At 37.8% G+C, this 23,179-nt stretch carries 24 protein-coding genes and 1 other annotated feature; of the genes, 20 read left to right on the top strand and 4 right to left on the bottom strand.

Features of this window, described 5'->3' with window-relative positions; translation table 11 throughout:
* The first annotated feature begins 54 nt into the window (after positions 1-54).
* Together SFC32_RS02925 and mmuM are read left to right on the top strand one after the other, a co-directional pair.
* Positions 55-1,431 (top strand): amino acid permease, encoded by a 1,377-nt coding sequence (locus SFC32_RS02925; RefSeq protein ID WP_411049748.1) that lies wholly within the window; start codon positions 55-57, stop codon positions 1,429-1,431.
* A 10-nt stretch (positions 1,432-1,441) separates the two neighbouring features.
* Complete coding sequence (mmuM, locus tag SFC32_RS02920) at positions 1,442-2,386, top strand: homocysteine S-methyltransferase (protein WP_411049749.1); 945 nt, start codon at positions 1,442-1,444, stop codon at positions 2,384-2,386.
* A 31-nt stretch (positions 2,387-2,417) separates the two neighbouring features.
* Here mmuM and SFC32_RS02915 read toward each other — a convergent pair whose 3' ends face one another.
* Both SFC32_RS02915 and SFC32_RS02910 read right to left on the bottom strand, forming a co-directional pair.
* Positions 2,418-3,086 carry a YoaK family protein gene (locus SFC32_RS02915; RefSeq protein ID WP_074561098.1) on the bottom strand — a complete coding sequence of 223 codons (669 nt, stop codon included), beginning with the start codon at positions 3,084-3,086 and terminating at the stop codon, positions 2,418-2,420.
* A gap of 203 nt (positions 3,087-3,289) precedes the next feature.
* Positions 3,290-5,398, bottom strand: coding sequence for an ATP-dependent Clp protease ATP-binding subunit (locus SFC32_RS02910; protein ID WP_411049750.1), 2,109 nt, complete (start codon positions 5,396-5,398; stop codon positions 3,290-3,292).
* A 400-nt stretch (positions 5,399-5,798) separates the two neighbouring features.
* Positions 5,799-5,934: a sequence feature (ribosomal protein L10 leader region), on the top strand.
* Positions 5,935-5,962: 28 nt separating this feature from the next.
* On the opposite strand from SFC32_RS02910, the gene rplJ reads away from it, so the two are divergent.
* The 3 genes from rplJ (at position 5,963) to SFC32_RS02895 (ending at position 7,356) form a co-directional block, all read left to right on the top strand.
* Positions 5,963-6,466, top strand: a complete 504-nt coding sequence (gene rplJ / locus SFC32_RS02905; protein WP_039696786.1) for a 50S ribosomal protein L10 — start codon at positions 5,963-5,965, stop codon at positions 6,464-6,466.
* A 68-nt stretch (positions 6,467-6,534) separates the two neighbouring features.
* The gene (gene rplL / locus SFC32_RS02900) at positions 6,535-6,903 is read left to right on the top strand and encodes a 50S ribosomal protein L7/L12 (RefSeq protein ID WP_004232036.1); all 369 of its coding nucleotides are present in this window, start codon (positions 6,535-6,537) and stop codon (positions 6,901-6,903) included.
* Positions 6,904-7,029: 126 nt separating this feature from the next.
* On the top strand, positions 7,030-7,356 hold the full coding sequence (locus SFC32_RS02895; RefSeq protein WP_411049751.1) for a DUF1648 domain-containing protein: 327 nt from the start codon (positions 7,030-7,032) through the stop codon (positions 7,354-7,356).
* A gap of 31 nt (positions 7,357-7,387) precedes the next feature.
* On the opposite strand, the gene SFC32_RS02890 is transcribed toward SFC32_RS02895, so the two are convergent.
* A complete protein-coding gene (locus SFC32_RS02890; RefSeq protein WP_258250141.1) occupies positions 7,388-7,933 on the bottom strand; it encodes a TetR/AcrR family transcriptional regulator in 546 nt (181 codons plus the stop codon).
* A 318-nt stretch (positions 7,934-8,251) separates the two neighbouring features.
* Here SFC32_RS02890 and SFC32_RS02885 point away from each other — a divergent pair, with 318 nt between their 5' ends.
* Positions 8,252-8,437 carry a hypothetical protein gene (locus SFC32_RS02885; RefSeq protein WP_006531287.1) on the top strand — a complete coding sequence of 62 codons (186 nt, stop codon included), beginning with the start codon at positions 8,252-8,254 and terminating at the stop codon, positions 8,435-8,437.
* Positions 8,438-8,477: 40 nt separating this feature from the next.
* On the opposite strand, the gene SFC32_RS02880 is transcribed toward SFC32_RS02885, so the two are convergent.
* Positions 8,478-9,416: a polysaccharide deacetylase family protein gene (locus SFC32_RS02880; RefSeq protein WP_411049752.1), complete on the bottom strand. Its 939-nt coding sequence runs from the start codon at positions 9,414-9,416 to the stop codon at positions 8,478-8,480.
* A gap of 220 nt (positions 9,417-9,636) precedes the next feature.
* Between SFC32_RS02880 and SFC32_RS02875 the strand changes: the two genes are divergently transcribed.
* The 14 genes from SFC32_RS02875 to SFC32_RS02810 all read left to right on the top strand — a co-directional run bounded on the left by SFC32_RS02875 (position 9,637) and on the right by SFC32_RS02810 (position 23,109).
* On the top strand, positions 9,637-10,923 hold the full coding sequence (locus SFC32_RS02875) for a homoserine dehydrogenase (protein ID WP_074563836.1): 1,287 nt from the start codon (positions 9,637-9,639) through the stop codon (positions 10,921-10,923).
* Positions 10,924-10,978: 55 nt separating this feature from the next.
* On the top strand, positions 10,979-11,845 hold the full coding sequence (thrB, locus tag SFC32_RS02870; protein ID WP_133018213.1) for a homoserine kinase: 867 nt from the start codon (positions 10,979-10,981) through the stop codon (positions 11,843-11,845).
* A complete protein-coding gene (gene rarD, locus SFC32_RS02865; protein WP_411049753.1) occupies positions 11,832-12,716 on the top strand; it encodes an EamA family transporter RarD in 885 nt (294 codons plus the stop codon). The genes thrB and rarD overlap by 14 nt, the downstream gene beginning before the upstream one ends.
* 12 nt (positions 12,717-12,728) lie before the next feature.
* Complete coding sequence (pabB, locus tag SFC32_RS02860; protein WP_411049754.1) at positions 12,729-14,447, top strand: aminodeoxychorismate synthase component I; 1,719 nt, start codon at positions 12,729-12,731, stop codon at positions 14,445-14,447.
* Between the two features lie 180 nt (positions 14,448-14,627).
* Positions 14,628-15,881 (top strand): bifunctional folylpolyglutamate synthase/dihydrofolate synthase, encoded by a 1,254-nt coding sequence (locus SFC32_RS02855; RefSeq protein WP_411049755.1) that lies wholly within the window; start codon positions 14,628-14,630, stop codon positions 15,879-15,881.
* Positions 15,882-15,917: 36 nt separating this feature from the next.
* Positions 15,918-16,481, top strand: a complete 564-nt coding sequence (gene folE / locus SFC32_RS02850; protein WP_039696794.1) for a GTP cyclohydrolase I FolE — start codon at positions 15,918-15,920, stop codon at positions 16,479-16,481.
* 34 nt (positions 16,482-16,515) lie between these two features.
* Positions 16,516-17,316, top strand: coding sequence for a dihydropteroate synthase (folP, locus tag SFC32_RS02845; RefSeq protein ID WP_074602094.1), 801 nt, complete (start codon positions 16,516-16,518; stop codon positions 17,314-17,316).
* Positions 17,317-17,383: 67 nt separating this feature from the next.
* Positions 17,384-17,746 carry a dihydroneopterin aldolase gene (folB, locus tag SFC32_RS02840; protein ID WP_411049761.1) on the top strand — a complete coding sequence of 121 codons (363 nt, stop codon included), beginning with the start codon at positions 17,384-17,386 and terminating at the stop codon, positions 17,744-17,746.
* Positions 17,743-18,222 carry a 2-amino-4-hydroxy-6-hydroxymethyldihydropteridine diphosphokinase gene (gene folK / locus SFC32_RS02835; RefSeq protein ID WP_039696795.1) on the top strand — a complete coding sequence of 160 codons (480 nt, stop codon included), beginning with the start codon at positions 17,743-17,745 and terminating at the stop codon, positions 18,220-18,222. The genes folB and folK overlap by 4 nt, the downstream gene beginning before the upstream one ends.
* A 173-nt stretch (positions 18,223-18,395) precedes the next feature.
* Complete coding sequence (gene murB / locus SFC32_RS02830; protein WP_039696796.1) at positions 18,396-19,298, top strand: UDP-N-acetylmuramate dehydrogenase; 903 nt, start codon at positions 18,396-18,398, stop codon at positions 19,296-19,298.
* A gap of 27 nt (positions 19,299-19,325) precedes the next feature.
* Positions 19,326-20,477, top strand: a complete 1,152-nt coding sequence (locus SFC32_RS02825) for an ABC transporter ATP-binding protein (protein WP_039696797.1) — start codon at positions 19,326-19,328, stop codon at positions 20,475-20,477.
* Complete coding sequence (locus SFC32_RS02820) at positions 20,464-21,255, top strand: ABC transporter permease (protein WP_006531059.1); 792 nt, start codon at positions 20,464-20,466, stop codon at positions 21,253-21,255. The genes SFC32_RS02825 and SFC32_RS02820 overlap by 14 nt, the downstream gene beginning before the upstream one ends.
* On the top strand, positions 21,252-22,043 hold the full coding sequence (locus tag SFC32_RS02815; protein WP_411049756.1) for an ABC transporter permease: 792 nt from the start codon (positions 21,252-21,254) through the stop codon (positions 22,041-22,043). The genes SFC32_RS02820 and SFC32_RS02815 overlap by 4 nt, the downstream gene beginning before the upstream one ends.
* Positions 22,036-23,109 (top strand): ABC transporter substrate-binding protein, encoded by a 1,074-nt coding sequence (locus SFC32_RS02810; RefSeq protein ID WP_411049757.1) that lies wholly within the window; start codon positions 22,036-22,038, stop codon positions 23,107-23,109. The genes SFC32_RS02815 and SFC32_RS02810 overlap by 8 nt, the downstream gene beginning before the upstream one ends.
* Positions 23,110-23,179 lie beyond the last annotated feature (70 nt).

The raw sequence follows: 23,179 nt of genomic DNA, 5'->3' as shown, positions 1-23,179 counted from the left end.
TCATTTCTGAAAATCTTGTGATATGATAGATATATTACGGATTGAGAGGCTTATATGGAAAATCATAATTTTGAAAATGAAGGTCAATTCCAGCGTAAGATGACGAGCAGGCATTTGTTTATGTTGTCTTTGGGTGGTGTTATCGGAACAGGTTTGTTTTTGAGTTCTGGCTACACGATTGCTCAAGCAGGTCCTTTAGGAGCTGTTTTGTCTTATCTGGTTGGAGCAGTTGTTGTTTATCTGGTCATGTTATCCTTGGGGGAACTAGCTGTTGCTATGCCAGTCACTGGCTCATTTCATACCTATGCTACAAAATTCATCAGTCCAGGAACTGGATTTACAGTGGCATGGTTATACTGGATTTGTTGGACGGTGGCTCTTGGAACGGAATTCTTAGGAGCAGCGATGCTAATGGGACGATGGTTTCCAGAAGTGCCAACATGGATTTTTGCGACACTTTTTGCCTTGGTAATTTTTGCTATCAATGCACTGAGTGTTCGTAGCTTTGCAGAAGCTGAGTCTTTCTTTGCTTCAATTAAAGTGATTGCTATTATCATCTTTATTGTGTTGGGTCTGGGTGCAATGCTTGGTTTAGTGAGTTTTGAAGGTCAACATAAAGCAATCTTATTTACCAATTTAACTGCTAATGGTGCCTTTCCAAAAGGTTTTGCTGCTCTGATTTCGGTGATGTTGGCGGTTAATTATGCTTTTTCTGGAACTGAACTCATCGGGATCGCTGCGGGTGAGACCGATAATCCAAAAGAGGCAGTACCAAAGGCGATTAAAACAACTATCGGACGTTTGGTTATTTTCTTTGTTTTGACCATTCTCGTCTTGGCATCACTTTTGCCAATGAAAGAAGCAGGAGTGTCAACGGCACCGTTTGTTGATGTTTTTGACAAAATGGGAATTCCATTTGCGGCTGACATGATGAATTTTGTTATCCTAACGGCCATTTTATCAGCTGGAAATTCTGGACTCTATGCTTCAAGTCGCATGTTGTGGTCACTAGCCAATGAAGGCATGTTATCGAAAAAAATTGTTAAAATCAATGAACACGGTGTGCCAATGCGTGCTCTTTTGTTATCGATGATTGGTGCAGTACTGGCTCTATTTTCAAGTATTTATGCAGCCGATACGGTTTATCTTGCATTGGTATCAATTGCTGGGTTTGCTGTGGTAGTTGTTTGGTTATCAATTCCATTAGCGCAGATTAATTTCCGAAAAGTCTTTTTGGAAAATCATTCTTTGGATGAATTATCGTATAAAACGCCAATGACGCCAGTCTTGCCTTACTTTACAATTGTGCTGTTGTTAATTTCTATTGTCGGAATTGCTTGGGATGCATCGCAAAGAGCAGGTCTGTATTTTGGACTTCCGTTTATTGCTTTGTGTTATGTGTATCACTATTTACGTTATAAAAAATGGTAGAAGGGAAGTTATGGGTAAACTTAAAGAATTACTAGAATCAACTGATTATCTTATCTTGGACGGGGCTCTTGGAACTGAGTTAGAAAATCGTGGTCATGATGTGTCAGGAAAGTTGTGGTCAGCAAAATATTTGCTGGAAAATCCGAAAATTATTCAAGAACTTCATGAAGATTATCTTCGTTCGGGTGCTGATATTGTGACAACATCAAGTTATCAAGCAACGGTTCAAGGGTTAGAAGATTATGGTTTGTCAGAAAAAGAAGCGCTTGATATTATTGCCTTGACAGTTAAATTGGCTAAAAAAGCTCGCCAAAATTTTTGGCAATCTTTGTCAGACGATGAGAAGAAAAAGCGTGTCTATCCATTGATTGCTGGTGATGTTGGACCTTATGCAGCTTACTTGGCAGATGGTTCTGAGTATACTGGAGATTATCAGTTATCAAAAGAAAGTTTCAAAGATTTTCATCGTTCACGTATTCAGACTTTGCTGGCGGCGGGAAGTGATTTTCTAGCCATTGAAACTATCCCAAATATGATTGAAGCTACGGCCTTGGTTGAATTGCTGGCTGATGAATTTCCTGATACAGAAGCTTACATGTCCTTTACGGCACAAGATAGTCAGAGCATTTCTGATGGAACGCTAATGACTGAGGTCGCAAAACTCTGCGACAGCAGCAAACAAATCCTTGCTTTTGGGATTAACTGTAGCCGTCCAGCGATTATTTCAGATTTGTTGAAAGCTAGTCGTACAATTTCTCAAAAACCTTTGGTAACTTATCCAAATTCTGGAGAAATCTATGACGGGGCAACACAGACTTGGAAATCATTACCAGACAATTCACATACCTTGTGTGAAAATAGTCAAGTTTGGCACAAACTCGGCGCAAAGATTGTCGGTGGCTGTTGCCGAACTCGCCCAGAAGACATTAAATTATTGGCTGATAAATTAAAATAAAAACGTTTGGAGTTTTCCAAACGTTTTTTGATTATAGATTTGTTTCTTGAAGGCGGTAGCGGATAACCACACTTGTGTAATGATAAACGATAGCAGCCAGGGTGAGCGATACTACCCAGATGGTTCTTACTTGAATGAAATGGTGGACAATCGCGACAAAGATAGCACCGATGATAAAGCTAACAACGACCAAAGAATAGTTCACAGCTTGTCGTTTCATTTTTGCTGTTTTTTCTTCAACAGTTAAGTAGTTGTGCCATGCTGTAATCATTTTACGGTAATTTCCTGAAGTCATTAAAATAGAATAAGCGTGCGATTCAATCTGGCTACCAGAGAATGTCAAAGTTAGTAAACCAGTACCGAGCGCTAAAAGAATAACCCAAAGTAAACGATTCTCAGGTAATAGTGGCAAAGCAATCGTTACAACTAATAAAGGTAAAATAGCATAGGCACGCCAAAAGGCTGTTTTAGCTTTGGCACGTACACGCAATCCAAACATAAATCCGAGTGAAAAGAATAAAACTGAGTACAAACGGATAAGTGTCTGATGAAGTGAACTATGACTAATATCAGCGATAAGAAAAAGAATATTTCCGGTTTGGGTGGCAACAAGTGTGTCAAATTGAATTTGGCAATAGACGTCTAGGGCACCACCTAAAAATCCGAGTAAAACAGCTTCAAAACGACTGTTCTGAGGCATGTATTCTAAATCATTCACACCATGTCCTTCTTTCTAATAGAGTCAACAGTCATATTGTAACATTTTATATGATAAGGTACTAGGGGGTTTTTAGAAAAATCATACTTGTCCTATATTATGGTAGAAAAAGCCCAACCCATAACAAGTTGGGTTGAGCTTTTAAGAGATTAGGAGTGCTTAGAAATTGGAGTGCCTTGATAGGCTTATTTTTCGCTGATAACAAGTTCTCCGTCAACCATATCAGCTTTAAGGTGTTTAACATCTGTGTGATCAAGGTAGAAATCAGTGATTTTATCGCGAATTTCTTGTTCGATAACACGGCGGAGTGGTCGAACACCCATAGCTTCATCGTAACCTTCTTCGATAAGGTATTGTTTAGCTTCATCGCTAACGACTAGATCAATACCTTTCTTAGCGATAGTCTTGCTAACTTCAGCTAGCATCAAGTCAACGATTTCGTTCAAGTCATCCTTAGTCAAGTGAGAGAATTCGATGATACCGTTGAAACGGTTAAGGAATTCCGGACGGAAGTATGGAGCGATACGATCCATAATCTTCATGTCTTTGTCTTCTTGACCAGTCAAAGCTTCATTACCAAAGCCAGCGTTAGAAGTAGCAATGATAACAGTGTTCTTGAAGTTAATTGTATTACCTTGACCATCAGTCAAACGACCATCGTCCAAAACTTGAAGAAGAAGTGTAATAACTTGTGGGTCGGCTTTTTCAATTTCATCAAGAAGAACGATTGAGTAAGGATTACGACGAACACGTTCAGTAAGTGTGTTATTGTTGTCATCGTAACCAACATAACCAGCAGTTGTACCAATCAACTTAGAAACGGCTGTGCGGTCAGAGTACTCAGACATGTCTAGACGGATGATTGCATCTTTTGAACCAAACATATCAAGAGCCAATTGTTTAGCAAGTTCTGTCTTACCAACACCAGTAGGACCTACGAAGAGGAAGCTACCAATTGGTCGGTTTCCTTCATCAAAACCAGCACGGTTACGGCGAATAGCACGAGCAACAGCATCTACAGCTTCGTCTTGACCAATGACTTTACCTTTCAAACGACTAGCCAATTCTTTCAAACGTTCGATGTCGCTTGCGCCCATGTTTGAAACAGGCACACCAGTTAGACGTTCAACGGATTCAGCAACGTCATTAACGGTAGCAGTAACTTTCTTGTCTTCAGTGTGATTATCGATTTGTTTTTGCAATTCTTCGATACGTACTTTGGCATTAAGAGCTGCTTCGTAATCTTCTTTAGCGGCAGCGGCTTCTTGTTTTTCTTTTTGTTCTGCAATTTCTTTTTCCAAAGATTTAACATCAGTTACAGGATGTTGTGCAGCTAGGTGAGCAGCAGTCATATCGATTAAGTCAATTGCTTTATCTGGTAAACTACGTTGTGGAATGTATTGGATTGAAAAGTCAACGGCAGCTTTCAAAACATTATCTGGAAGGATAACATTGTGGTGTTTTTCATACAAATCACGAATACCCATCAAGATATTAAAGCTGTCTTGAGCAGAAGGAGCGTTAACTTTAACTTCGTTGAAACGACGAGCGAGCGCAGCATTTTTCAAAATGGTATTGCGGTATTCGTCTTGAGTAGTTGCACCAATAACAGTCAATTCACCACGAGAGAGAGCAGGTTTAAGAATATCTGCTAGACCTTTAGAACCAGAGTCACCACCAGTTGAACCAGCTCCAAGAATTTGATGAATTTCATCAAAGAAGAGGATGATATTACCAGCGTCTTTGACTTCTTTAATCATGTTTTGGATGTTTTCTTCGAAAGCACCACGGTATTGTGTACCAGCTTCAAGGCCTGAAATATCAATTGAGATAATTTCTTTGTTCTTGATAGCAGCAGGCACATCACCGTTAACAATGGCTTGAGCTAATCCTTCAACGACAGCTGTTTTACCAACACCAGCATCCCCGACAAGAACTGGGTTGTTCTTTGTACGACGAGACAAGATTTCAGCTGTTTCTTGAATTTCCTTGTTACGTCCGATAACAGGATCGAGTTCGTTGTTACGTGCACGTTCAGTCAAGTTTGTTCCAAGTTTAGCCAAGATACCATCTTCTTTAGGTGCAGAAGTAGGAGTACCTTCTTGATAATCAGCATTTCCTGGGAGTTTACCAGTTTGACGGTATTGCGCAAATTCTTCAGGGGTTACTTCGCGACCGTTGATTAGGTAGCGTTTATTTTCTGAATTATAGCCTCCCATGTTTCCCATTAATTGGTTGAAGATATCATCCATATTTCCAAAAGGATCTCTTCCGTAAAATTGATTGTTTGCCATGTATAATTACCTCTTTTCATTCTTAAAATAATTCCAAATGATATTATTCTATGATTTGGAAGATTGAAGGTCAAATCCCTTTAGTCTTTACATATCGGAGTAGAGAGGTCGTATTTAAAGAGATTTATCAATTGTTCCTATCAATCACCTTCTGAGGATATAATACACCTTTGGTCAGTAAAAGTCAAAGATTTATGCGCAGAAAATATGATTTTTTTATCTAGTAAGCGTTTGATATTTTTAAAACTAATACTATAATATGATTTTAGGCTTTTGTTAGAAAAATTCAAAAGTCAATTAGCGTGCTATTTAATAGTAGAAAAGAGTAAAAATAAAAAAATTAAGCAAAAAAAGTAAAAAAGTGTTGACAGCTACAAAAATCTAAGTTATAATGATTAAGGTTTTGTAATGAAACTGACCTAAGACAGCAGGGGAGCCGTGCTCGTAATATTCCTGCCGAGGCACAAAACGTAATGATGAAATAACGTATTTGTACTTTCGTGTCTAGGTTTAGGTGCGAATTTTTTTGTACCTAGCCCAAAAATAATAACGGAGGTAAAACTAATGAGTGAAGCAATTATTGCTAAAAAAGCTGAACAAGTTGATGCTGTTGCTGAAAAAATGAAAGCTGCTGCATCTATCGTTGTTGTTGATTCACGTGGTCTTACAGTTGAACAAGATACAGTTCTTCGTCGTAATCTTCGCGAAAACGGTGTTGAATTTAAAGTTATCAAAAATTCAATTTTGACTCGTGCAGCTGAAAAAGCAGGTCTTGACGGAATGAAAGATCTTTTCGTAGGACCATCTGCAGTAGCATTTTCTAACGAAGATGTTGTTGCACCAGCAAAAGTTCTTAGTGACTTTGCTAAAGATGCTGAAGCACTTGAAATCAAAGGTGGGGCAATCGAAGGCGCTGTATCTTCAAAAGAAGAAATCGCTGCTCTTGCATCATTGCCAAACCGCGAAGGACTTCTTTCTATGCTCCTTTCTGTACTTCAAGCGCCAGTTCGCAACGTTGCACTTGCTGTCAAAGCAGTTGCAGACAACAAAGAAGACGACGCTGCTTAATGCGTATGGTAGCCTAGGGCTACAAACAATTATCTAATAAAACATTAATATTTTTGGAGGAATCTACAATGGCATTGAACATTGAAAACATTATTGCTGAAATTAAAGAAGCTTCAATCCTTGAATTGAACGATCTTGTAAAAGCTATCGAAGAAGAATTTGGTGTAACTGCAGCTGCTCCTGTAGCTGTAGCTGCTGCTGGTGCTGCAGACGCTGGTGCTGCTAAAGACTCATTTGACGTTGAATTGACTTCAGCTGGTGACAAAAAAGTTGCTGTTATCAAAGCTGTACGTGAAGTTACAGGTCTTGGTCTTAAAGAAGCTAAAGCTCTTGTTGATGGTGCACCTGCTAACGTTAAAGAAGGCGTTGCTACTGCAGAAGCTGAAGAAATCAAAGCTAAACTTGAAGAAGCTGGAGCTTCAATCACTCTTAAATAATAGAGTAACTACTCAAGTAGCTTAATAAAACAGAACCACTAGTCAATTGACTAGTGGTTTTTTTTGTTGACAATTGTGAAGTGGAAGACTAAAATTTGAGTAACAGTACTTGCTAGGAGAAGTCAGATGAAGAGATTCTCGTTGTATGTTAGGTTGCTATATGGTGTTATATTTCTAGTAACTATCGCCTTTGTTCTACTCTCACCAGAAGAAATTGCACTTCATTTTAATAATGGCTTAGTGGATGGTAAAGGAAGTAGAATTAATCTTTTTATTTATCCATTTCTTACTTTTATCCTTGGAGAGGCAGGGATACTTTGGTCAAAATGGTATCGTAAAAAGACTAATTTGAGAAGTTACCCGATTCTCTTAGCCAGTGAAATCAAATTCATTCAAATCTTATCATTGATCGTATTGATTTTCATTTTAGTCATGTTACATCAAGTGTTTTAATTTTACTAAAAAGATAAGAGCTCTGGAATTCTCAGAGCTCTTGTTTTTCTGTAGTTATATCAGTTTCTTGATAAGTGTCAAGATTGAAAAATTCTGTTAGTTTTACAATCATTTTTTTGACTTCGCCAGCGATAACTTCAGGTCCTTCAGGATTTTCTTTGCTTAACCAATGACGCAAAACATTGTAGTATCCACCGATGATAAAATCCATGGCAAAATTAATTTTTGTCACATCACCGCTGTAAGCAAACCAAGGGAGGGTAATGCTGTCATAGACTTCTTTGGCACGTCGGTTGAATTGGTGAAAGAAAAGATCAAAATGTTGGTGCTTGATTAAGATTGATAAAACGTTTCGCTTATGATACCAAAATTCTAATGAACCAGCCACCATTTCTTCGAAACTTTCAGATTGAGCGAAGTTTTGGCGTTCTCTTAGATACTCATCGATTACCTTTTCAAAATAGTAATTTAAGAGTTCTTGTTTATTAGCGAAGTGACGATAAAAGGTTCTTCTTGAGACTTGGGAGATTTCGAGAATATCTTTAATCTTGATGTCTTCGTAGTTTTTGTCTTTCATCAGGCAGATGAGGGAACAAAATAGCCTGTCTTTTGTATCCTTTATTTGCTTAACTTTACCACATACCATAATTAAATCCTTTCTTTTTGAGCAAAATGGGGAATTGGATCTGAGTATTAGTTAAAGTTATTATAGCACTCTCTTTGCGATGTCGGGGAAAAGAAGTTTATCCTAAAACGTTTTCCAAAAATGTAAACGTATCAAATTTATGAGATAGCCCTTTCAATTATAATGTAAATACTTATTAAAAAATCATTGGCGATATGGACAGCGTATTCAAATTGTGTTATGATATGACGGTTAAAGGGAGAGTGAGTTATGCAGCAAAAGAAGAAAACATTTCCAATCATGTCATTGGTTTATTTGGTGATTTATCTAGTTGCCGTTTTTTACAATATTGAGCACCATCAAAAAGTTTTTGTTTATCTGTGGTCAGCCTTGTTTTTGGGAAATTTAGCTTATATCATTTATAGTTTGATCAAAATGTTTCGAAAAGCTAACTAATGATGATAATTGAGTATAAAAGCCTTAAGCAAGGCTTTTTTTATTGATTAATACTTGCCATCAGGCTATCTGCTGTTGTCTCTGGTAAAATTCGAATTCTATCTAATGATAATAAACCGTCATTTTTATCAGCTATACCTTCATTAGTTGTGATGCCGAGTTTGTAGTTGAGCTCACCAGCAAGTTGAAGTGTAGTGTCTGAATAACGACCAGCTGGATAGGCAATTGTCATGGTATCTTGTGATAAATTGCTATCAAGGTAGCTTTTGGCATCGGACATTTCTGTTTTTTGAGTATTGTCATCACTAGCAGATAAGTCTGGGTGGGTTGAAGTATGACTTTGGAAAGACATCCCTTGTTCTTTCATTTCAAGCATCTGGTCGAGACTTAAGTTAGCTGAATTTCCGACAGTACTTGTAATGACATTGTTAGTTGCTTTGGCACCGTATTTTTTCAAAATAGGGTAGGCATTATCGTAAAAATCCCATAAACTATCGTCAAAAGTTAACCAAATGATTTTTGAATTTCCATTTGGTAAAACATTTTCTGTTAGAACTTTATAAGCTTCTTCAGGAGTTAAGAAATAGTATCCTTCATCAGAAAGTCGCTTGATGTGACTTTCGAATGTTGTCGGATCTACGATAAGGTTGGCATTTGATGCTTCTTCTGGAGCCATGACGTGAATGGCATGATACATTAGAATTGGAAGAGAAACATCAGAATCTTGCTGAACCCAGTTAACGTCATTACTATCAGTAGTTTGACTTGTTGAACTTTCTTGAGTGGAAGGAGCAGCCGATGATTGCTTGCTTGATTTTGATGAGACTTGCTCTGTTTTTTCTGCTGATAGAATCGAGTGACTCTCTTTTAGTGTGAAAAAGAGCATGGCGCCAGCTATGATACAGGCTAAAAATAGAATAATATTGACGAGTATTAGTGATTTTTTGCTTTTTTTCTCGTGCTTGTGTCGTGTTTTCATGGAAATCTCCCCTGTAGATAAAAATCTGCTTTTATTGTACTACTTTTTTAGTACAGAATAAAGAATTTACCTTAAATTAGGGAAAGATTTTTAGACTTCTTTATTTTTCTGTAAATTCTGAATAATTTTATGGTATAATGTAGAAAATGTTTTTATTTTAGGAAGTGCTGGTTGAAAAAATCACTTTTCCGTTCGAAAATTACTTACTAAGGAGAAAAAAATGTCAATAAAAATTGCTTTGCTCGGTTTTGGTACAGTTGCTAGTGGTGTTCCTTTCCTTTTGAAAGAAAATGATTCAAAAATTACGGAAGCAGCTCATGACACCATTGAAATCGCTAAGGTTCTTGTCAAAGACGATGAAGAAAAAAATCGTTTGTTGGCTGCCGGAAATGATTATAATTTTGTTACAAACGTTGATGAGATTTTAAGTGATGATAGCATTGACATTGTTGTCGAATTGATGGGACGTATCGAACCAGCTCGTACTTTCATCACAAAAGCTCTTGAAGCAGGTAAAAATGTTGTTTCAGCCAATAAAGATTTGATTGCTACTCATGGTAAAGAATTGATTGCGCTTGCTAAGGACAAAGGCGTTGCTTTCTATTATGAAGCGGCAGTAGCTGGTGGTATTCCAATCCTTCGTACACTAGCAAATTCACTTACTTCTGATAAAGTGACTCGTATTTTGGGTGTTCTTAACGGTACATCAAACTTCATGATGACTAAGATGGTTGATGAAGGTTGGACTTACGATGATGCTCTTAAGACAGCTCAAGAACTTGGTTATGCTGAAAGTGATCCAACAAATGACGTTGAAGGTATCGATGCTGCTTATAAAGCTGTTATCTTGAGTCAATTTGGATTTGGTATGACAATTGATTTTGACGATGTGGCTCACAAGGGTATCACAACAATCACACCTGATGATGTGGCTGTCGCTCAAAAACTTGGTTATGTGATTAAACTTGTCGGCGACGTCCGTGAAGTTGAATCAGGTATTTCAGCAGAAGTGTCACCAACATTCTTGCCAAAAGCTCACCCACTTGCTAGTGTAAATGACGTTATGAATGCTGTCTTTGTTGAATCTATCGGTATCGGTGAGTCAATGTATTATGGACCAGGTGCTGGTCAAAAACCAACAGCAACTTCTGTAACAGCTGATATTATCCGCATTTGCCGTCGTATTAAAGATGGTAATGTTGGTAAATCATTCAACGAATTTGCTCGTGAAACAAAAATGGCAAATCCTTCAGATGTGACAAGCCATTACTATTTTGCAATTAATACACCTGACAAAAAAGGTCAATTGCTTCGTTTAGCTGAAATCTTCAATTCTGAAAATATTTCATTTGAACAAGTACTTCAACAAAAAGCAAATGGTACTCGTGCGCGTGTGGTTATCATTACTCACTCAATGAGTAAGACACAATTGGCTGCGGTTACTGAAAAATTGGAAGCTGAAGAAGATTTTAAAGTTTTAAATACCCTTAAAGTATTGGGTGAATAAGAAACGATAAGTTTAAAGGTGAAAGGAAGGCTCATTTTTGAGCGATTATAGTGATATGAAAATTACAGTACCAGCAACCTCTGCTAATGTTGGACCTGGATTTGATTCTGTTGGTGTTGCGGTTTCTAAGTATTTGACAATCGAGGTTTTAGATGCTGCTGATAAATGGGAAGTTTTGCATGATTTGGGTGATGTTCCAAGTGATGAAACGAATCTTTTGATTACGACAGCTTTGCAAGTCAAATCAGATTTAAAACCACATCGCATTAAGATGATTTCAAATATTCCTTTGGCACGTGGTTTAGGGTCTTCATCTTCAGTTATTGTGGCAGGTATTGAGTTAGCCAATCAATTGGCTGACTTGAACTTGTCAGATGATGAAAAGCTTACGCTAGCAACTAAAATTGAAGGGCACCCAGATAATGTAGCGCCAGCTATTTTTGGAAATCTTGTGGTGTCATCATATGTTGATGGAAAAGTTAACAGTGCTGTTGCGACTTTCCCAGAAGCATCATTTGTAGCTTTTATTCCAAATTATGAATTAAAGACAAGTGATAGTCGTAATGTACTTCCAGTTCAATTTTCTTACAAAGAAGCTGTTGCAGCCTCATCAATTGCCAATGTTGCTATTGCAGCTCTTTTGACAGGAGATTTGGAAAAAGCTGGAAAAGCGATTGAAGCAGACCTTTTCCATGAACGTTTCCGTCAAAAATTAGTAAAAGAATTTGCTCAGATTAAAGAAAAAGCGCATCAAGCTGGTGCTTATGCGACTTATCTTTCTGGTGCTGGTCCAACAGTGATGGTTTTGGCGCCAAAAGAGCAAGAAAGCAAAGTTCTAGAGGCTGTTCAATCACTTGGCTTGGACGGTGAAGTAGTTGCTCTACATGTAGATACTAAAGGAGTTTTTGTTGAAAAAGACTAATTTAGGTTTTCTACTTGGTTTAGTAACATACATTTTGTGGGGCTTTTTGTCCCTTTATTGGAAATTACTTTCAGGTGTTAGTTCATATAACACCTTTTCTTATCGTATCATTTTCACAGTTATTACCATGTTGCTTTACATGCTGGTATCCAGAAATCACAAGCGGTATCAGAGTGAGATTGGTAGTTTGATAGCTGATAAGAAGAAGTTATTTATGATGATTTTGGCGAGCTTTTTGATTGCTATTAACTGGCTGACTTACATCTTTGCAGTGGCACATGGTCAAGCAACTCAGGCGAGTTTTGGTTATTATATTATGCCGCTTGTTTCCATTTTACTTGCTGTGATTTTCTTGCACGAAAGTTTAAGTTCTTGGATGCTTTCAGCAATTGCTATTGCAGGATTTGGAGTTGGAATGCTTGCTTTTGACACAGGTCAAGTGCCACTAGTTTCGATTGTTTTAGCCTTATCTTTTGGCTTATATGGCTTGGTTAAGAAAAATGTTCGACTCTCCAGTGATGTTGCTATGCTGGTTGAAAGTAGTCTGGTTTTGCCTTTTGTCATCATTTATTTGGTAGCTTTTAGTAAGGAAAGTATGCTTGATTATACTTTACTGGAAAATGTTTTGTTGGTAATTTCTGGTGTGGTGACGGCAATTCCTTTGCTTTTATTTGCAGAGGCAGTTAAGCGAGCACCTTTAAATATTATTGGGTTTATCCAATACATTAACCCGACGATTCAGTTGATTATTGCGGTTCTTATTTTTAAAGAAACAATAGCTGTAGGACAATTAAAAGGATTTATCTTTATCTGGATTGCCATTGCTGTCTTTATTTTAGGACAAGTTATTGTGATGCGTAAAAATAAGTAGTTTGGAGCTAACATGCACAAAAAAACTGTTGTTGATTTTAAGGAATTAGGGCAACGTTTGATTTTTGAAAATCCCTTGATTGAGCTTTCTGCTAAGTCAGCAAAGGATGTTAAACGCATTTTGCAAGAGGTAGAGAATTACCAAATGCAAGGATATTATGTCATTGGTTATGTGAGTTATGAAGCTGCCCAAGCCTTTGATGAGAAATTTTCAGTTAAGACTCGTCCGCTCTCAGGTGAGTATTTGGCTTATTTTACGGTTCATCAAGAAGTTAAAAAAGAGCCTTTCCCGTGTCAATCTCAAAAAAATATTCAATTGCCAAAATCATGGCAATCAAGTACGACTAAAGGTGAGTATGAGAAAGCTATCGCTAGGATTAAAGAGGAAATCAGGCAAGGAAATACCTACCAAGTTAACTACACTTTGCAGTTATCTAGTTTGCTTGAGGAAGATGCTTTTACTTTATATAATCACTTAGTCATTGCTCAAGAAGCAGCCTACAACTGCTATATAGAGCACGATGATTTTGCTATTTTGTCTGTTAGTCCAGAGCTGTTTTTTAAGAAAAAAGGAAATCGTTTGATAACGCGTCCGATGAAGGGAACGATTACTCGCGGTTACAGCACTAAAGAAGATTTGGAAAATAAAATCTGGCTGGCAAATGATAGTAAAAATCGTGCTGAAAACATGATGATTGTCGATTTGTTACGTAATGATATGGGACGCATTTCAGAAATCGGTAGCGTTAAGGTAACAAAACTTTGTGAGGTTGAACAATACTCGACGGTTTGGCAAATGACCTCAACCATTGAAAGTCAGTTGCAATCAGATAAAAGTCTTTTAGATATTTTTTCTGCCCTTTTTCCCTGTGGGTCAATTACCGGAGCTCCAAAGATTGCGACAATGGCGATTATCAATCAGCTAGAAAAGCAACCTCGAGGCGTTTATTGTGGGACGATTGGGATTTGTCTGCCGAATGGAGATGCTATCTTTAATGTCGGTATCCGTACCATTCAAAAACTAGGTAATCAAGCTATTTATGGTGCTGGTGGCGGCATTACTTGGGGGAGTGCCTGTGATGATGAGTATAAAGAGGCTTGTGATAAAGCTGCGGTTTTATATCGCAATCAACCTGACTTTGACATACTCACAACCGCTAGGGTATCTCATAAGCAAGTGGTGGATTTAGACGAACACATCAAGCGTTTAAAAGAGTCAGCAAGGTATTTTGCTTACCCGTTCTCAAAAGAAGAGTTTTTAGCAAAACTGTCTAAGCAGCTTGAGGAGTTAGATGATGCTGATTATCGTTTGCGAATTTTAGTGAAGCAAACTGGTGCTATTCAGTTCCAGCTAGCAGAACTTAGAGACCTGCCAGAAAATTATCTGAAAGCTGAGCTGGTTCATCGCAGTGAGTCAATTGATAGTCCGTTTACTTATTTTAAGACGACCTATCGTCTGCATTTACAAAGTTTATCTGGTGAGTCTATCTTTATTTCTAATAAGGGTTATCTGCAGGAAACGACTATTGGTAATCTCATTTTAGAAATTGATGGGAAATGGTATACGCCCTCGGTTGATGTGGGGATTTTAGATGGCATTTGCAGGCAAAAATTAATTAAGGAAGGTCGCGTGTTTGAAGCATATTTGACAAAAGATGATTTAAAGAAAGCCAGTCACATCTACGTATGTAACAGTGTTCGTGGCGTTTATGAAATCACTTTGAATAAATAGCAAAGCTTCTTTTAGAAATCGTTTCTATCGACTTTCCTTGTGCTATAATAGAAGTGTTATTGTAATTTTATAAGAGAAAGGTATATGCGCTAAAAGCTTATCATTGAAAGATTTCGAGGTAAATGTCTCAATCTTATTTTTAATGTCAGCAACTTTTGGTCATAGTAGGACATTCATCAAATGGAATATCAAGAAGCTTTAGATTGGATTCATGGCAAGTTAAAATTTGGAATCAAGCCTGGTTTAAAACGAATGGCTTGGATGCTTGAAGAACTTGGCAATCCTCAGGAAAAGCTTGCCGCTGTCCACGTTGTTGGGACAAATGGTAAAGGATCAGTTACCAGCTATTTACAACATATTTTCTCACTAGCTGGTTATGAAGTTGGGACATTTACGTCACCATATATTGTTGATTTTCGTGAACGTATTAGCTTAAATGGGCAAATGATTTCTGAGGCTGATTTTCTTAAATTGGTGGAACGCGTTCGCCCTGTTGTTGAACGTTTATCCGTTGAAACTGACTTAGAACCAGCTACAGAATTTGAAGTTATTACTGTTTTAATGTTTGAGTATTTTGGTCACATGCACCCAGTTGACATCGCGATTATCGAAGCTGGAATGGGTGGTCTTTACGACTCAACCAATGTTTTCAAAGCATTGGCAGTTCTTTGCCCGTCAATTGGCTTAGATCATCAGAATATTTTAGGACAGACTTATGCGGAAATAGCTGCGCAAAAAGCGGGTGTTTTAAAAGAAGGAGTTCCATTCATCTTTGCGACTGAGCGTGATGATGTTCGTCAAGTTTTTACTGAGAAGGCAAAAGCATGTCATAGCAGACTTTATGAATTTGGGAAGGATTTTTCTGCTTCAGAAAATGAAAACGGTTTTGATTATCATGGCAAAGAAAGACTTGAACAAGTTTGCTTAGCTATGCCTGGAAAACACCAGGTCAGCAACGCTAGTCTAGCTATTACAGCAGCCCTTCAGTTACGCGAGCGTTATCCAAAAGTGACTAAGGAAATCATTAAAGCTGGCTTAGCCCAAACTCACTGGGTAGGTCGTACAGAATTGGTCTTTCCAAATGTCATGATTGACGGTGCTCATAACAACGAAAGTGTTCAGGCGCTTGTTAACGTCATGCAAAAATACAAAGATAAACACTTGCATATTTTATTTGCGGCCATTGACACTAAGCCAATTGATTCAATGCTTGACTTGCTTAGTCAACTAGCTGACGTGGATGTGACAACTTTTGTTTATCATAATGCACTGCCTTTGGAAAAATACCCAAGTCAATACCATAAAGTAGCCAATTGGCAAGATTGGCTCAAGCAGATTGATTTGGATAGTCAGGATGATTTTTATCTTATTACTGGCTCACTTTACTTCATTTCACAAGTGCGTCCTGTACTTTTGTCAAGACAGCAAAATTAAGCTATAATAGAAAAAATAAAAAGATTGGAAAATAAAATGGCAAATCAAGAAAAACTCGAAGCAGCAGTTTACCAACTCTTAGAAGCTCTAGGAGAAGATCCAAAGCGTGAAGGATTACTAGATACGCCTAAACGTGTTGCAAAAATGTATCAAGAGATGTTTTCAGGCTTGAATGAAGATCCCAAAGATCAATTTACAGCTGTGTTTACCGAAAATCATGATGAGGTTGTTCTCGTTAAAGATATTCCGTTTTACTCAATGTGTGAGCACCACTTGGTTCCTTTTTATGGAAAAGCTCATGTTGCTTATTTGCCAAGCGATGGTCGCGTAACAGGTCTTAGTAAATTAGCGCGTGCTGTTGAAGTAGCAAGTAAACGTCCGCAGTTGCAAGAACGTTTGACTGACCAAGTGGCTACAGCATTGGAAGAAGCTCTTCATCCAAAAGGCATTTTTGTCATGATTGAAGCAGAGCACATGTGTATGACAATGCGTGGCATTAAAAAACCTGGAAGTAAAACGGTGACAACTGTCGCTAAAGGGATTTTTAAAGAAGACCGCGAAGAACGTAAGGAAATCCTATCTTTGATTTTAGGAAAATAATCGCTTAAGGTATTGTATTGCTAAGGAGATCATAATGAAAATCGGTAAACATGACATTGATGGCAAAGCTTGTATCATGGGAGTTCTAAATGTCACTCCAGATTCTTTTTCTGATGGAGGTTCTTACACATCGATTGAGAAAGCGCTTGAGCAAGCAGAGAAAATGATTGCTGAAGGGGCAAAAATTATCGATGTTGGTGGCGAGTCAACACGACCAGGTTACACTTTTGTGGAAGCAGCTGATGAGATTAATCGTGTTGTACCAGTTATTAAGGCTCTCAAGGAAAAATTTGATGTCCTAGTCAGTATTGATACCTACAAAACAGAAACTGCGCGTGCTGCCTTAGAAGCAGGTGCAGATATTTTAAATGACGTTTGGGCAGGACTTTACGATGGGGAAATGCTTGCGCTTGCTGCTGAAAAAAACGTGCCAATTATTTTGATGCACAATCAAAAAGAAGAAAAGTATGACAATATTACCAAAGAAGTTTGTGACTTTTTAGCAGAACGTGCGCAAGCTGCATTGGACGCTGGCATTGCTAAAGAAAATATCTGGATTGATCCAGGATTTGGTTTTGCTAAAAATGAAGCACAAAACATTGAACTTTTGCAAGGCTTGGATGCTGTTTGTCAGCTTGGATACCCAGTTCTTTTTGGTATTTCCCGTAAACGCACAGTAGATTATCTGCTAGGAGGCGGGACAGCAGCTCTTGAGCGCGATATGGGAACAGCGGCACTGTCAGCTTGGGCAATTGCTAAAGGTTGTCAAATCGTCCGCGTGCATAATGTTGATCTCAATCGCGATATTGTTAAAGTGATTAGTCAACTCGTTTGAAAGGAGTAAGAGGAGAAGAAAGAGTTTGAGAAAAGTATCTCAGACTTTCTTCTTTGTTACCAATAATATGGATAAAATTCATTTAAAAGGATGCCGTTTTTACGGTTACCATGGTGCTTTTGCAGAAGAACAAACATTAGGGCAAATTTTTGTTGTTGATTGTACCTTGTCTGTTGATTTGGCAAAAGCATCGCAGTCTGATCGTTTAGAAGACACTGTTCATTATGGATTAGTCTTTGAAACTATCAAAAAGCAAGTTGAAGAAAATAAATACATTTTGATTGAACGTTTGGCTGGGGCAATTTGCCAGGACATTTTTGAAGAATTTCCACCAGTTCAAGCAATTACTTTAAAAATTTCCAAAGAAAATCCGCCAATTAATGGGCACTATGATTCTGTTGGCATTGAGCTAGAACGGGAGAGAGTATGATTAGCGTTTATTTAAGTTTAGGCAGTAATATTGGTGACAAGAAAGCCTATCTTGAAGCGGCTCTTGAACGTCTAAATCAACTGCCACAAACAACTGTTACAGCTGTTTCATCATTTTACGAGACAGCCGCATGGGGTAAGACGGACCAAGATGATTTTTTGAACATTTGTTGTCAATTAGAGACAGAATTGGATGCTCAGCTATTATTGACAGAGTGCCAAGAAATTGAGAAGGATTTGCACCGTGTTCGCCATGAACATTGGGGACCTCGTACCATTGATATTGATATCCTTTTGTATGGTAGCGAGCATATCGCAACTGAAACCCTTAAGGTGCCGCATCCTTACATGACAGAGCGTGCTTTTGTTCTTGTACCGCTTTTTGAAATTGCTCCGTCACTTGAAATTTATGGTAAGTCTATTACATCTTATTTAAAAACATTAAATCTTGAAGAAGTGCGAAAACTTCAGTCTTAAATATCGTCAAAAGCTGATTTTTTTGTTATAATTAAGGTCGGCTTTATGCCGATTTTTTAGTAGATAATTGATCATTTGATCATAAATGAGCTAATAGTATTGATAAGGGTATTGGTTGATTTTAATCAAATGATAACTACAATTTTGATTAATAGTTTTAGAGTTGGAAGAAAATGTTAGAATTTTTAAATGATGAACTAAAAGGGATTGATATTCGAGTTAATGAACCCTTAAAAAAATATACTTACACGAAAGTGGGAGGTCCAGCGGACTATCTCGCTTTTCCACGTAATCGATATGAATTGATTCGTATTGTTGAATTTGCTAATAAAAATGATATTCCATGGATGGTGCTTGGAAATGCTAGTAACATCATTGTTCGTGATGGTGGTATCCGTGGTTTTGTTATCATGTTTGATAAATTAAATACCGTTACAGTCAATGGCTATGTCATTGAAGCAGAAGCTGGAGCTAACTTGGTTGAAACAACACGTATCGCCAAATACCACAGTTTAACTGGTTTTGAATTTGCTTGTGGTATTCCAGGTAGTGTTGGTGGTGCTGTCTTTATGAACGCTGGTGCTTATGGCGGAGAAATTTCACATGTCTTGGTATCAGCTCAAGTCCTTACCAAAGAAGGTAAAGTTAAGACAATTGAAGCTCGTGACATGAAGTTTGGTTACCGTCATTCAGCAGTTCAAGATAGCGGTGATATTGTTATTTCGGCAAAATTCGCCCTTAAACCAGGTGATTATGTCTTGATTGAGCAAGAAATGGCACGTTTAACTCACTTACGTGAATTAAAACAACCCCTTGAATACCCATCATGTGGGTCAGTCTTCAAACGTCCAGTTGGACACTTTGCTGGACAATTAATCACAGAAGCCAACCTTAAAGGACACCGTATTGGTGGCGTTGAAGTTAGTAAAAAACACGCAGGCTTTATGGTAAATGTCGCTGACGGTACAGCTCAAGATTATGAAGATTTGATTGCTTATGTTATTGACACAGTTGAGAAAAATTCAGGCGTTCGTTTAGAGCGCGAAGTTCGCATTATCGGCGAGAAAAAAGATTAAAGAAGCTCCATGGAGGTTTTATGAGAATTGACTAATCCAATTATTGCATTTAAAAACGTATCAAAAGTATTTGAAGATAACGGTACAGTTGTTTTAAAGGATATTAACTTTGAGTTAGAAGAAGGAAAATTTTATACCCTTCTTGGTGCTTCAGGTTCCGGAAAATCAACGATTTTAAATATCATTGCTGGTCTGTTACAGCCGACCACGGGTGATGTTTTCCTTGATGGAGAGCGTATCAATGATATTCCAATCAATAAACGTGATGTTCATACCGTTTTTCAAAATTATGCCCTTTTCCCTCATATGAATGTCTTTGAAAATGTCGCTTTTCCTCTAAAATTAAAAAAAGTCGACAAAAAAGAAATTGAACGACGAGTGGAAGAAGCTCTTAAAATGGTACGTTTGGCTGGTTTTGAGAATCGCCAGATTCAAAAATTATCTGGTGGGCAGCGTCAGCGTGTCGCGATTGCGCGTGCTATCATCAATGAACCGCGTGTGGTTTTGCTTGACGAACCTTTATCAGCCTTGGATTTGAAGTTGCGTACAGAAATGCAATACGAACTTCGTGAATTACAACAACGTCTTGGCATTACCTTTGTTTTCGTCACTCACGACCAAGAAGAAGCTTTGGCAATGTCAGACTGGATTTTCGTTATGAATGATGGCGAAATCGTCCAATCAGGTACACCAGTAGATATTTATGACGAGCCAATTAACCACTTTGTGGCTACCTTCATCGGTGAGTCTAATATCATTCCTGGTAAAATGATTGAAGACTATTTGGTTGAATTTAATGGCAAACGTTTTGAAGCGGTTGACGGTGGTATGCGACCAAATGAAGCCGTTGAAGTGGTTATCCGTCCAGAAGATTTGCAAATCACAATGCCTGAAGAAGGTAAACTACGTGTGAAAGTCGATACCCAACTTTTCCGTGGGGTACACTATGAAATCATTGCTCACGATGAGCTTGGCAATGAATGGCTGATTCACTCAACGCGTAAAGCCATCGAAGGGGAAGTCATCGGACTTGATTTCACACCAGAAGATATTCATATCATGCGCTTGAATGAAACAGAAGAAGAGTTCGATGCGCGTCTTGAAGAATATGTTGAAATGGAAGAGCATGAAGATGGTTTGATTCATGCCATCGAGGAGGAGCGCAATGAAGAAAAATAATTTCTTCTCGATTCCATATATTTTATGGTTGATACTGTTTGTCATTGCTCCCGTCATTTTGATTTTATGGCAGTCATTCTTTGATATCCAAGGACATTTTACCTTGGATAATTACAAGACTTTCTTTAGTTCTTGGACTTATCTTCGAATGAGTTTTAATTCGATTTTATATGCTGCCATCATTACCCTTGTGACCTTGTTGATTTCTTACCCAACAGCATATTTTTTGACACAGCTTAAGCATAAGCAGTTGTGGTTGATGCTTGTGGTTTTACCAACTTGGATTAATCTCTTGTTAAAAGCTTACGCTTTCATGGGGATTTTTGGACAACATGGTGGCGTTAACGCCTTCTTATCATTTGTCGGTATTGGTCCAAAACAAATTTTATTCACAGATTTTTCATTTATCTTTGTTGCTTCTTACATTGAAATTCCATTTATGATTCTACCGATTTTTAATGCGCTTGATGATATTGATACCAATCTCATCAATGCGAGTCACGATTTAGGTGGAAATGGCTTCCAAACCTTTACAAAGGTTGTCTTTCCTTTATCACTAAATGGTGTGAGAAGTGGGGTACAATCAGTCTTTATCCCAAGCCTTAGCTTGTTCATGTTGACTCGTTTGATTGGCGGTAACCGTGTGATTACACTGGGGACAGCAATTGAGCAGCACTTCTTGACAACACAAAACTGGGGAATGGGTTCAACCATTGGTGTGATTTTAATCATGGCAATGCTTGTGATTATGTGGATGACTAAGGAGAGACGAAAATGAAAAAATTTGCGAATTTATATCTAGCTTTAGTCTTTGTTATTCTTTACATTCCAATCGCTTATCTGATTTTCTATTCCTTTAATCAAGGTGGCGATATGAATGGTTTCACTGGATTTACCCTAGGACACTATTCAGAAATGTTTGCGGATAGTCGCTTGATGCTTATCTTGATTCAGACATTTTTCCTAGCCTTTTTAAGTTCAATTCTGGCGACAGTGATTGGGACTTTTGGTGCTATTTTCATTTATCAAGCTCGTCGTAAACACCAACAATCTATTTTATCGATGAATAACATTTTGATGGTGGCACCTGATGTTATGATTGGTGCAAGCTTTTTGATTCTTTTTACGCGCTTGGCAGATATTTTCCATTTTAATCTTGGATTTATGACAGTTTTGCTTAGTCATATTGCCTTTTCAATTCCAATTGTGGTGCTTATGGTTTTGCCACGACTTAAGGAAATGAATGACGATATGATTAATGCTGCCTATGATTTGGGTGCAACACCTTGGCAAATGTTAAAAGAAGTCATGTTGCCATATTTGACACCTGGTATCATTTCAGGATTCTTTATGGCATTCACTTATTCCCTTGATGACTTTGCGGTAACTTTCTTTGTTACAGGAAATGGTTTCTCAACTCTTTCTGTTGAAATTTACTCGCGTGCAAGACGAGGAATCTCACTTGAGATTAATGCTCTTTCAACCATTGTCTTCATCTTTAGTATCTTGCTTGTAATTGGTTATTACTTTATTTCACAAGATAAGAAGGGAGAAAACAATGCGTAAATTATACACATTTTTCCTAGGGCTTGTTGCGGTAACCTTGATTCTATTTGGTGTTTCAGTTTATATGCAAAAAACATCAAGTTCATCAAGTCAATCTGATAAATTAGTCATTTACAACTGGGGTGATTATATTGACCCAGAATTAATTACAAAATTCACTAAAGAAACAGGTATCGAGGTTCAGTACGAAACCTTTGACTCTAATGAATCAATGTATACCAAGATTAAGCAAGGTGGAACAACTTACGACATCACCGTGCCGTCAGATTACATGATTGATAAGATGAGAAAAGAACATTTGCTCATCAAATTAGATAAATCTCAAATCAAAGGCTTAGATAACATCGGTTCAAAATTCATGGGCATGAGTTTTGATAAGCATAATGATTATTCAGTGCCATATTTCTGGGGAACGCTTGGTATCGTCTATAATGATACTATGGTCGATAAAGTGCCAGAGCATTGGTCAGATTTATGGAATCCAGAATACAAGAATGACATCATGTTAGTTGATGGCGCTCGTGAAGCAATGGGAATCGGTCTTGGAACTCTTGGCTACAGCCTAAATACTAAATCGATGACTGAGCTAAATGCCGCTTCAAAGAAACTTGATGACCTAACACCAAATATCAAAGCTATTGTCGGTGACGAGATGAAAGGTTACATGATTAATGACGATGCTGCGATTGGAGTCACATTCTCAGGTGAAGCTAGTGAGATGCTTAACTCAAATGAACACCTTCACTATGTGGTGCCTAGCGAAGGGTCTAACCTTTGGTTTGACAACTTAGTGATTCCAAAAACAGCTAAGCACATTAAAGAAGCTTATGCCTTTATCAACTTCATGTTAGAACCTGAAAATGCTGCGCAAAATGCAGAATACATCGGCTATGCCACACCAAATACAGAAGCCAAGAAACTTTTGCCAAATGACATTAAAGAAAATAAAGCTTTCTATCCATCTGAAGAGACCTTTAACCATTTGGAAGTTTATGATAACCTTGGCCAAAAATGGCTTGGTATTTATAATGACTTATATTTACAATTTAAAATGTATCGCAAATGATACCAAGAGAGTTTGGAAGAATTTCCAAGCTCTTTTTTAAATGTGCTCGAAATCAGCTTTAAGATTTGAT

Source organism: Streptococcus sp. TATVAM-FAB8 (genome assembly GCF_046592795.1).
Taxonomy (GTDB): domain Bacteria; phylum Bacillota; class Bacilli; order Lactobacillales; family Streptococcaceae; genus Streptococcus; species Streptococcus ruminicola.
This window is presented reverse-complemented; position numbering and strand designations above follow the sequence as displayed.

Excerpts from the sequence above, each read along its gene's own strand:
- SFC32_RS02925 (WP_411049748.1), top strand. The coding sequence starts at position 55 with ATGGAAAATCATAATTTTGAAAATGAAGGTCAATTCCAGCGTAAGATG.
- mmuM (WP_411049749.1), top strand. The coding sequence starts at position 1,442 with ATGGGTAAACTTAAAGAATTACTAGAATCAACTGATTATCTTATCTTG.
- SFC32_RS02915 (WP_074561098.1), bottom strand. The coding sequence starts at position 3,086 with ATGCCTCAGAACAGTCGTTTTGAAGCTGTTTTACTCGGATTTTTAGGT.
- SFC32_RS02910 (WP_411049750.1), bottom strand. The coding sequence starts at position 5,398 with ATGGCAAACAATCAATTTTACGGAAGAGATCCTTTTGGAAATATGGAT.
- rplJ (WP_039696786.1), top strand. The coding sequence starts at position 5,963 with ATGAGTGAAGCAATTATTGCTAAAAAAGCTGAACAAGTTGATGCTGTT.
- rplL (WP_004232036.1), top strand. The coding sequence starts at position 6,535 with ATGGCATTGAACATTGAAAACATTATTGCTGAAATTAAAGAAGCTTCA.
- SFC32_RS02895 (WP_411049751.1), top strand. The coding sequence starts at position 7,030 with ATGAAGAGATTCTCGTTGTATGTTAGGTTGCTATATGGTGTTATATTT.
- SFC32_RS02890 (WP_258250141.1), bottom strand. The coding sequence starts at position 7,933 with ATGAAAGACAAAAACTACGAAGACATCAAGATTAAAGATATTCTCGAA.
- SFC32_RS02885 (WP_006531287.1), top strand. The coding sequence starts at position 8,252 with ATGCAGCAAAAGAAGAAAACATTTCCAATCATGTCATTGGTTTATTTG.
- SFC32_RS02880 (WP_411049752.1), bottom strand. The coding sequence starts at position 9,416 with ATGAAAACACGACACAAGCACGAGAAAAAAAGCAAAAAATCACTAATA.
- SFC32_RS02875 (WP_074563836.1), top strand. The coding sequence starts at position 9,637 with ATGTCAATAAAAATTGCTTTGCTCGGTTTTGGTACAGTTGCTAGTGGT.
- thrB (WP_133018213.1), top strand. The coding sequence starts at position 10,979 with ATGAAAATTACAGTACCAGCAACCTCTGCTAATGTTGGACCTGGATTT.
- pabB (WP_411049754.1), top strand. The coding sequence starts at position 12,729 with ATGCACAAAAAAACTGTTGTTGATTTTAAGGAATTAGGGCAACGTTTG.
- SFC32_RS02855 (WP_411049755.1), top strand. The coding sequence starts at position 14,628 with ATGGAATATCAAGAAGCTTTAGATTGGATTCATGGCAAGTTAAAATTT.
- folE (WP_039696794.1), top strand. The coding sequence starts at position 15,918 with ATGGCAAATCAAGAAAAACTCGAAGCAGCAGTTTACCAACTCTTAGAA.
- folP (WP_074602094.1), top strand. The coding sequence starts at position 16,516 with ATGAAAATCGGTAAACATGACATTGATGGCAAAGCTTGTATCATGGGA.
- folB (WP_411049761.1), top strand. The coding sequence starts at position 17,384 with ATGGATAAAATTCATTTAAAAGGATGCCGTTTTTACGGTTACCATGGT.
- folK (WP_039696795.1), top strand. The coding sequence starts at position 17,743 with ATGATTAGCGTTTATTTAAGTTTAGGCAGTAATATTGGTGACAAGAAA.
- murB (WP_039696796.1), top strand. The coding sequence starts at position 18,396 with ATGTTAGAATTTTTAAATGATGAACTAAAAGGGATTGATATTCGAGTT.
- SFC32_RS02820 (WP_006531059.1), top strand. The coding sequence starts at position 20,464 with ATGAAGAAAAATAATTTCTTCTCGATTCCATATATTTTATGGTTGATA.
- SFC32_RS02815 (WP_411049756.1), top strand. The coding sequence starts at position 21,252 with ATGAAAAAATTTGCGAATTTATATCTAGCTTTAGTCTTTGTTATTCTT.
- SFC32_RS02810 (WP_411049757.1), top strand. The coding sequence starts at position 22,036 with ATGCGTAAATTATACACATTTTTCCTAGGGCTTGTTGCGGTAACCTTG.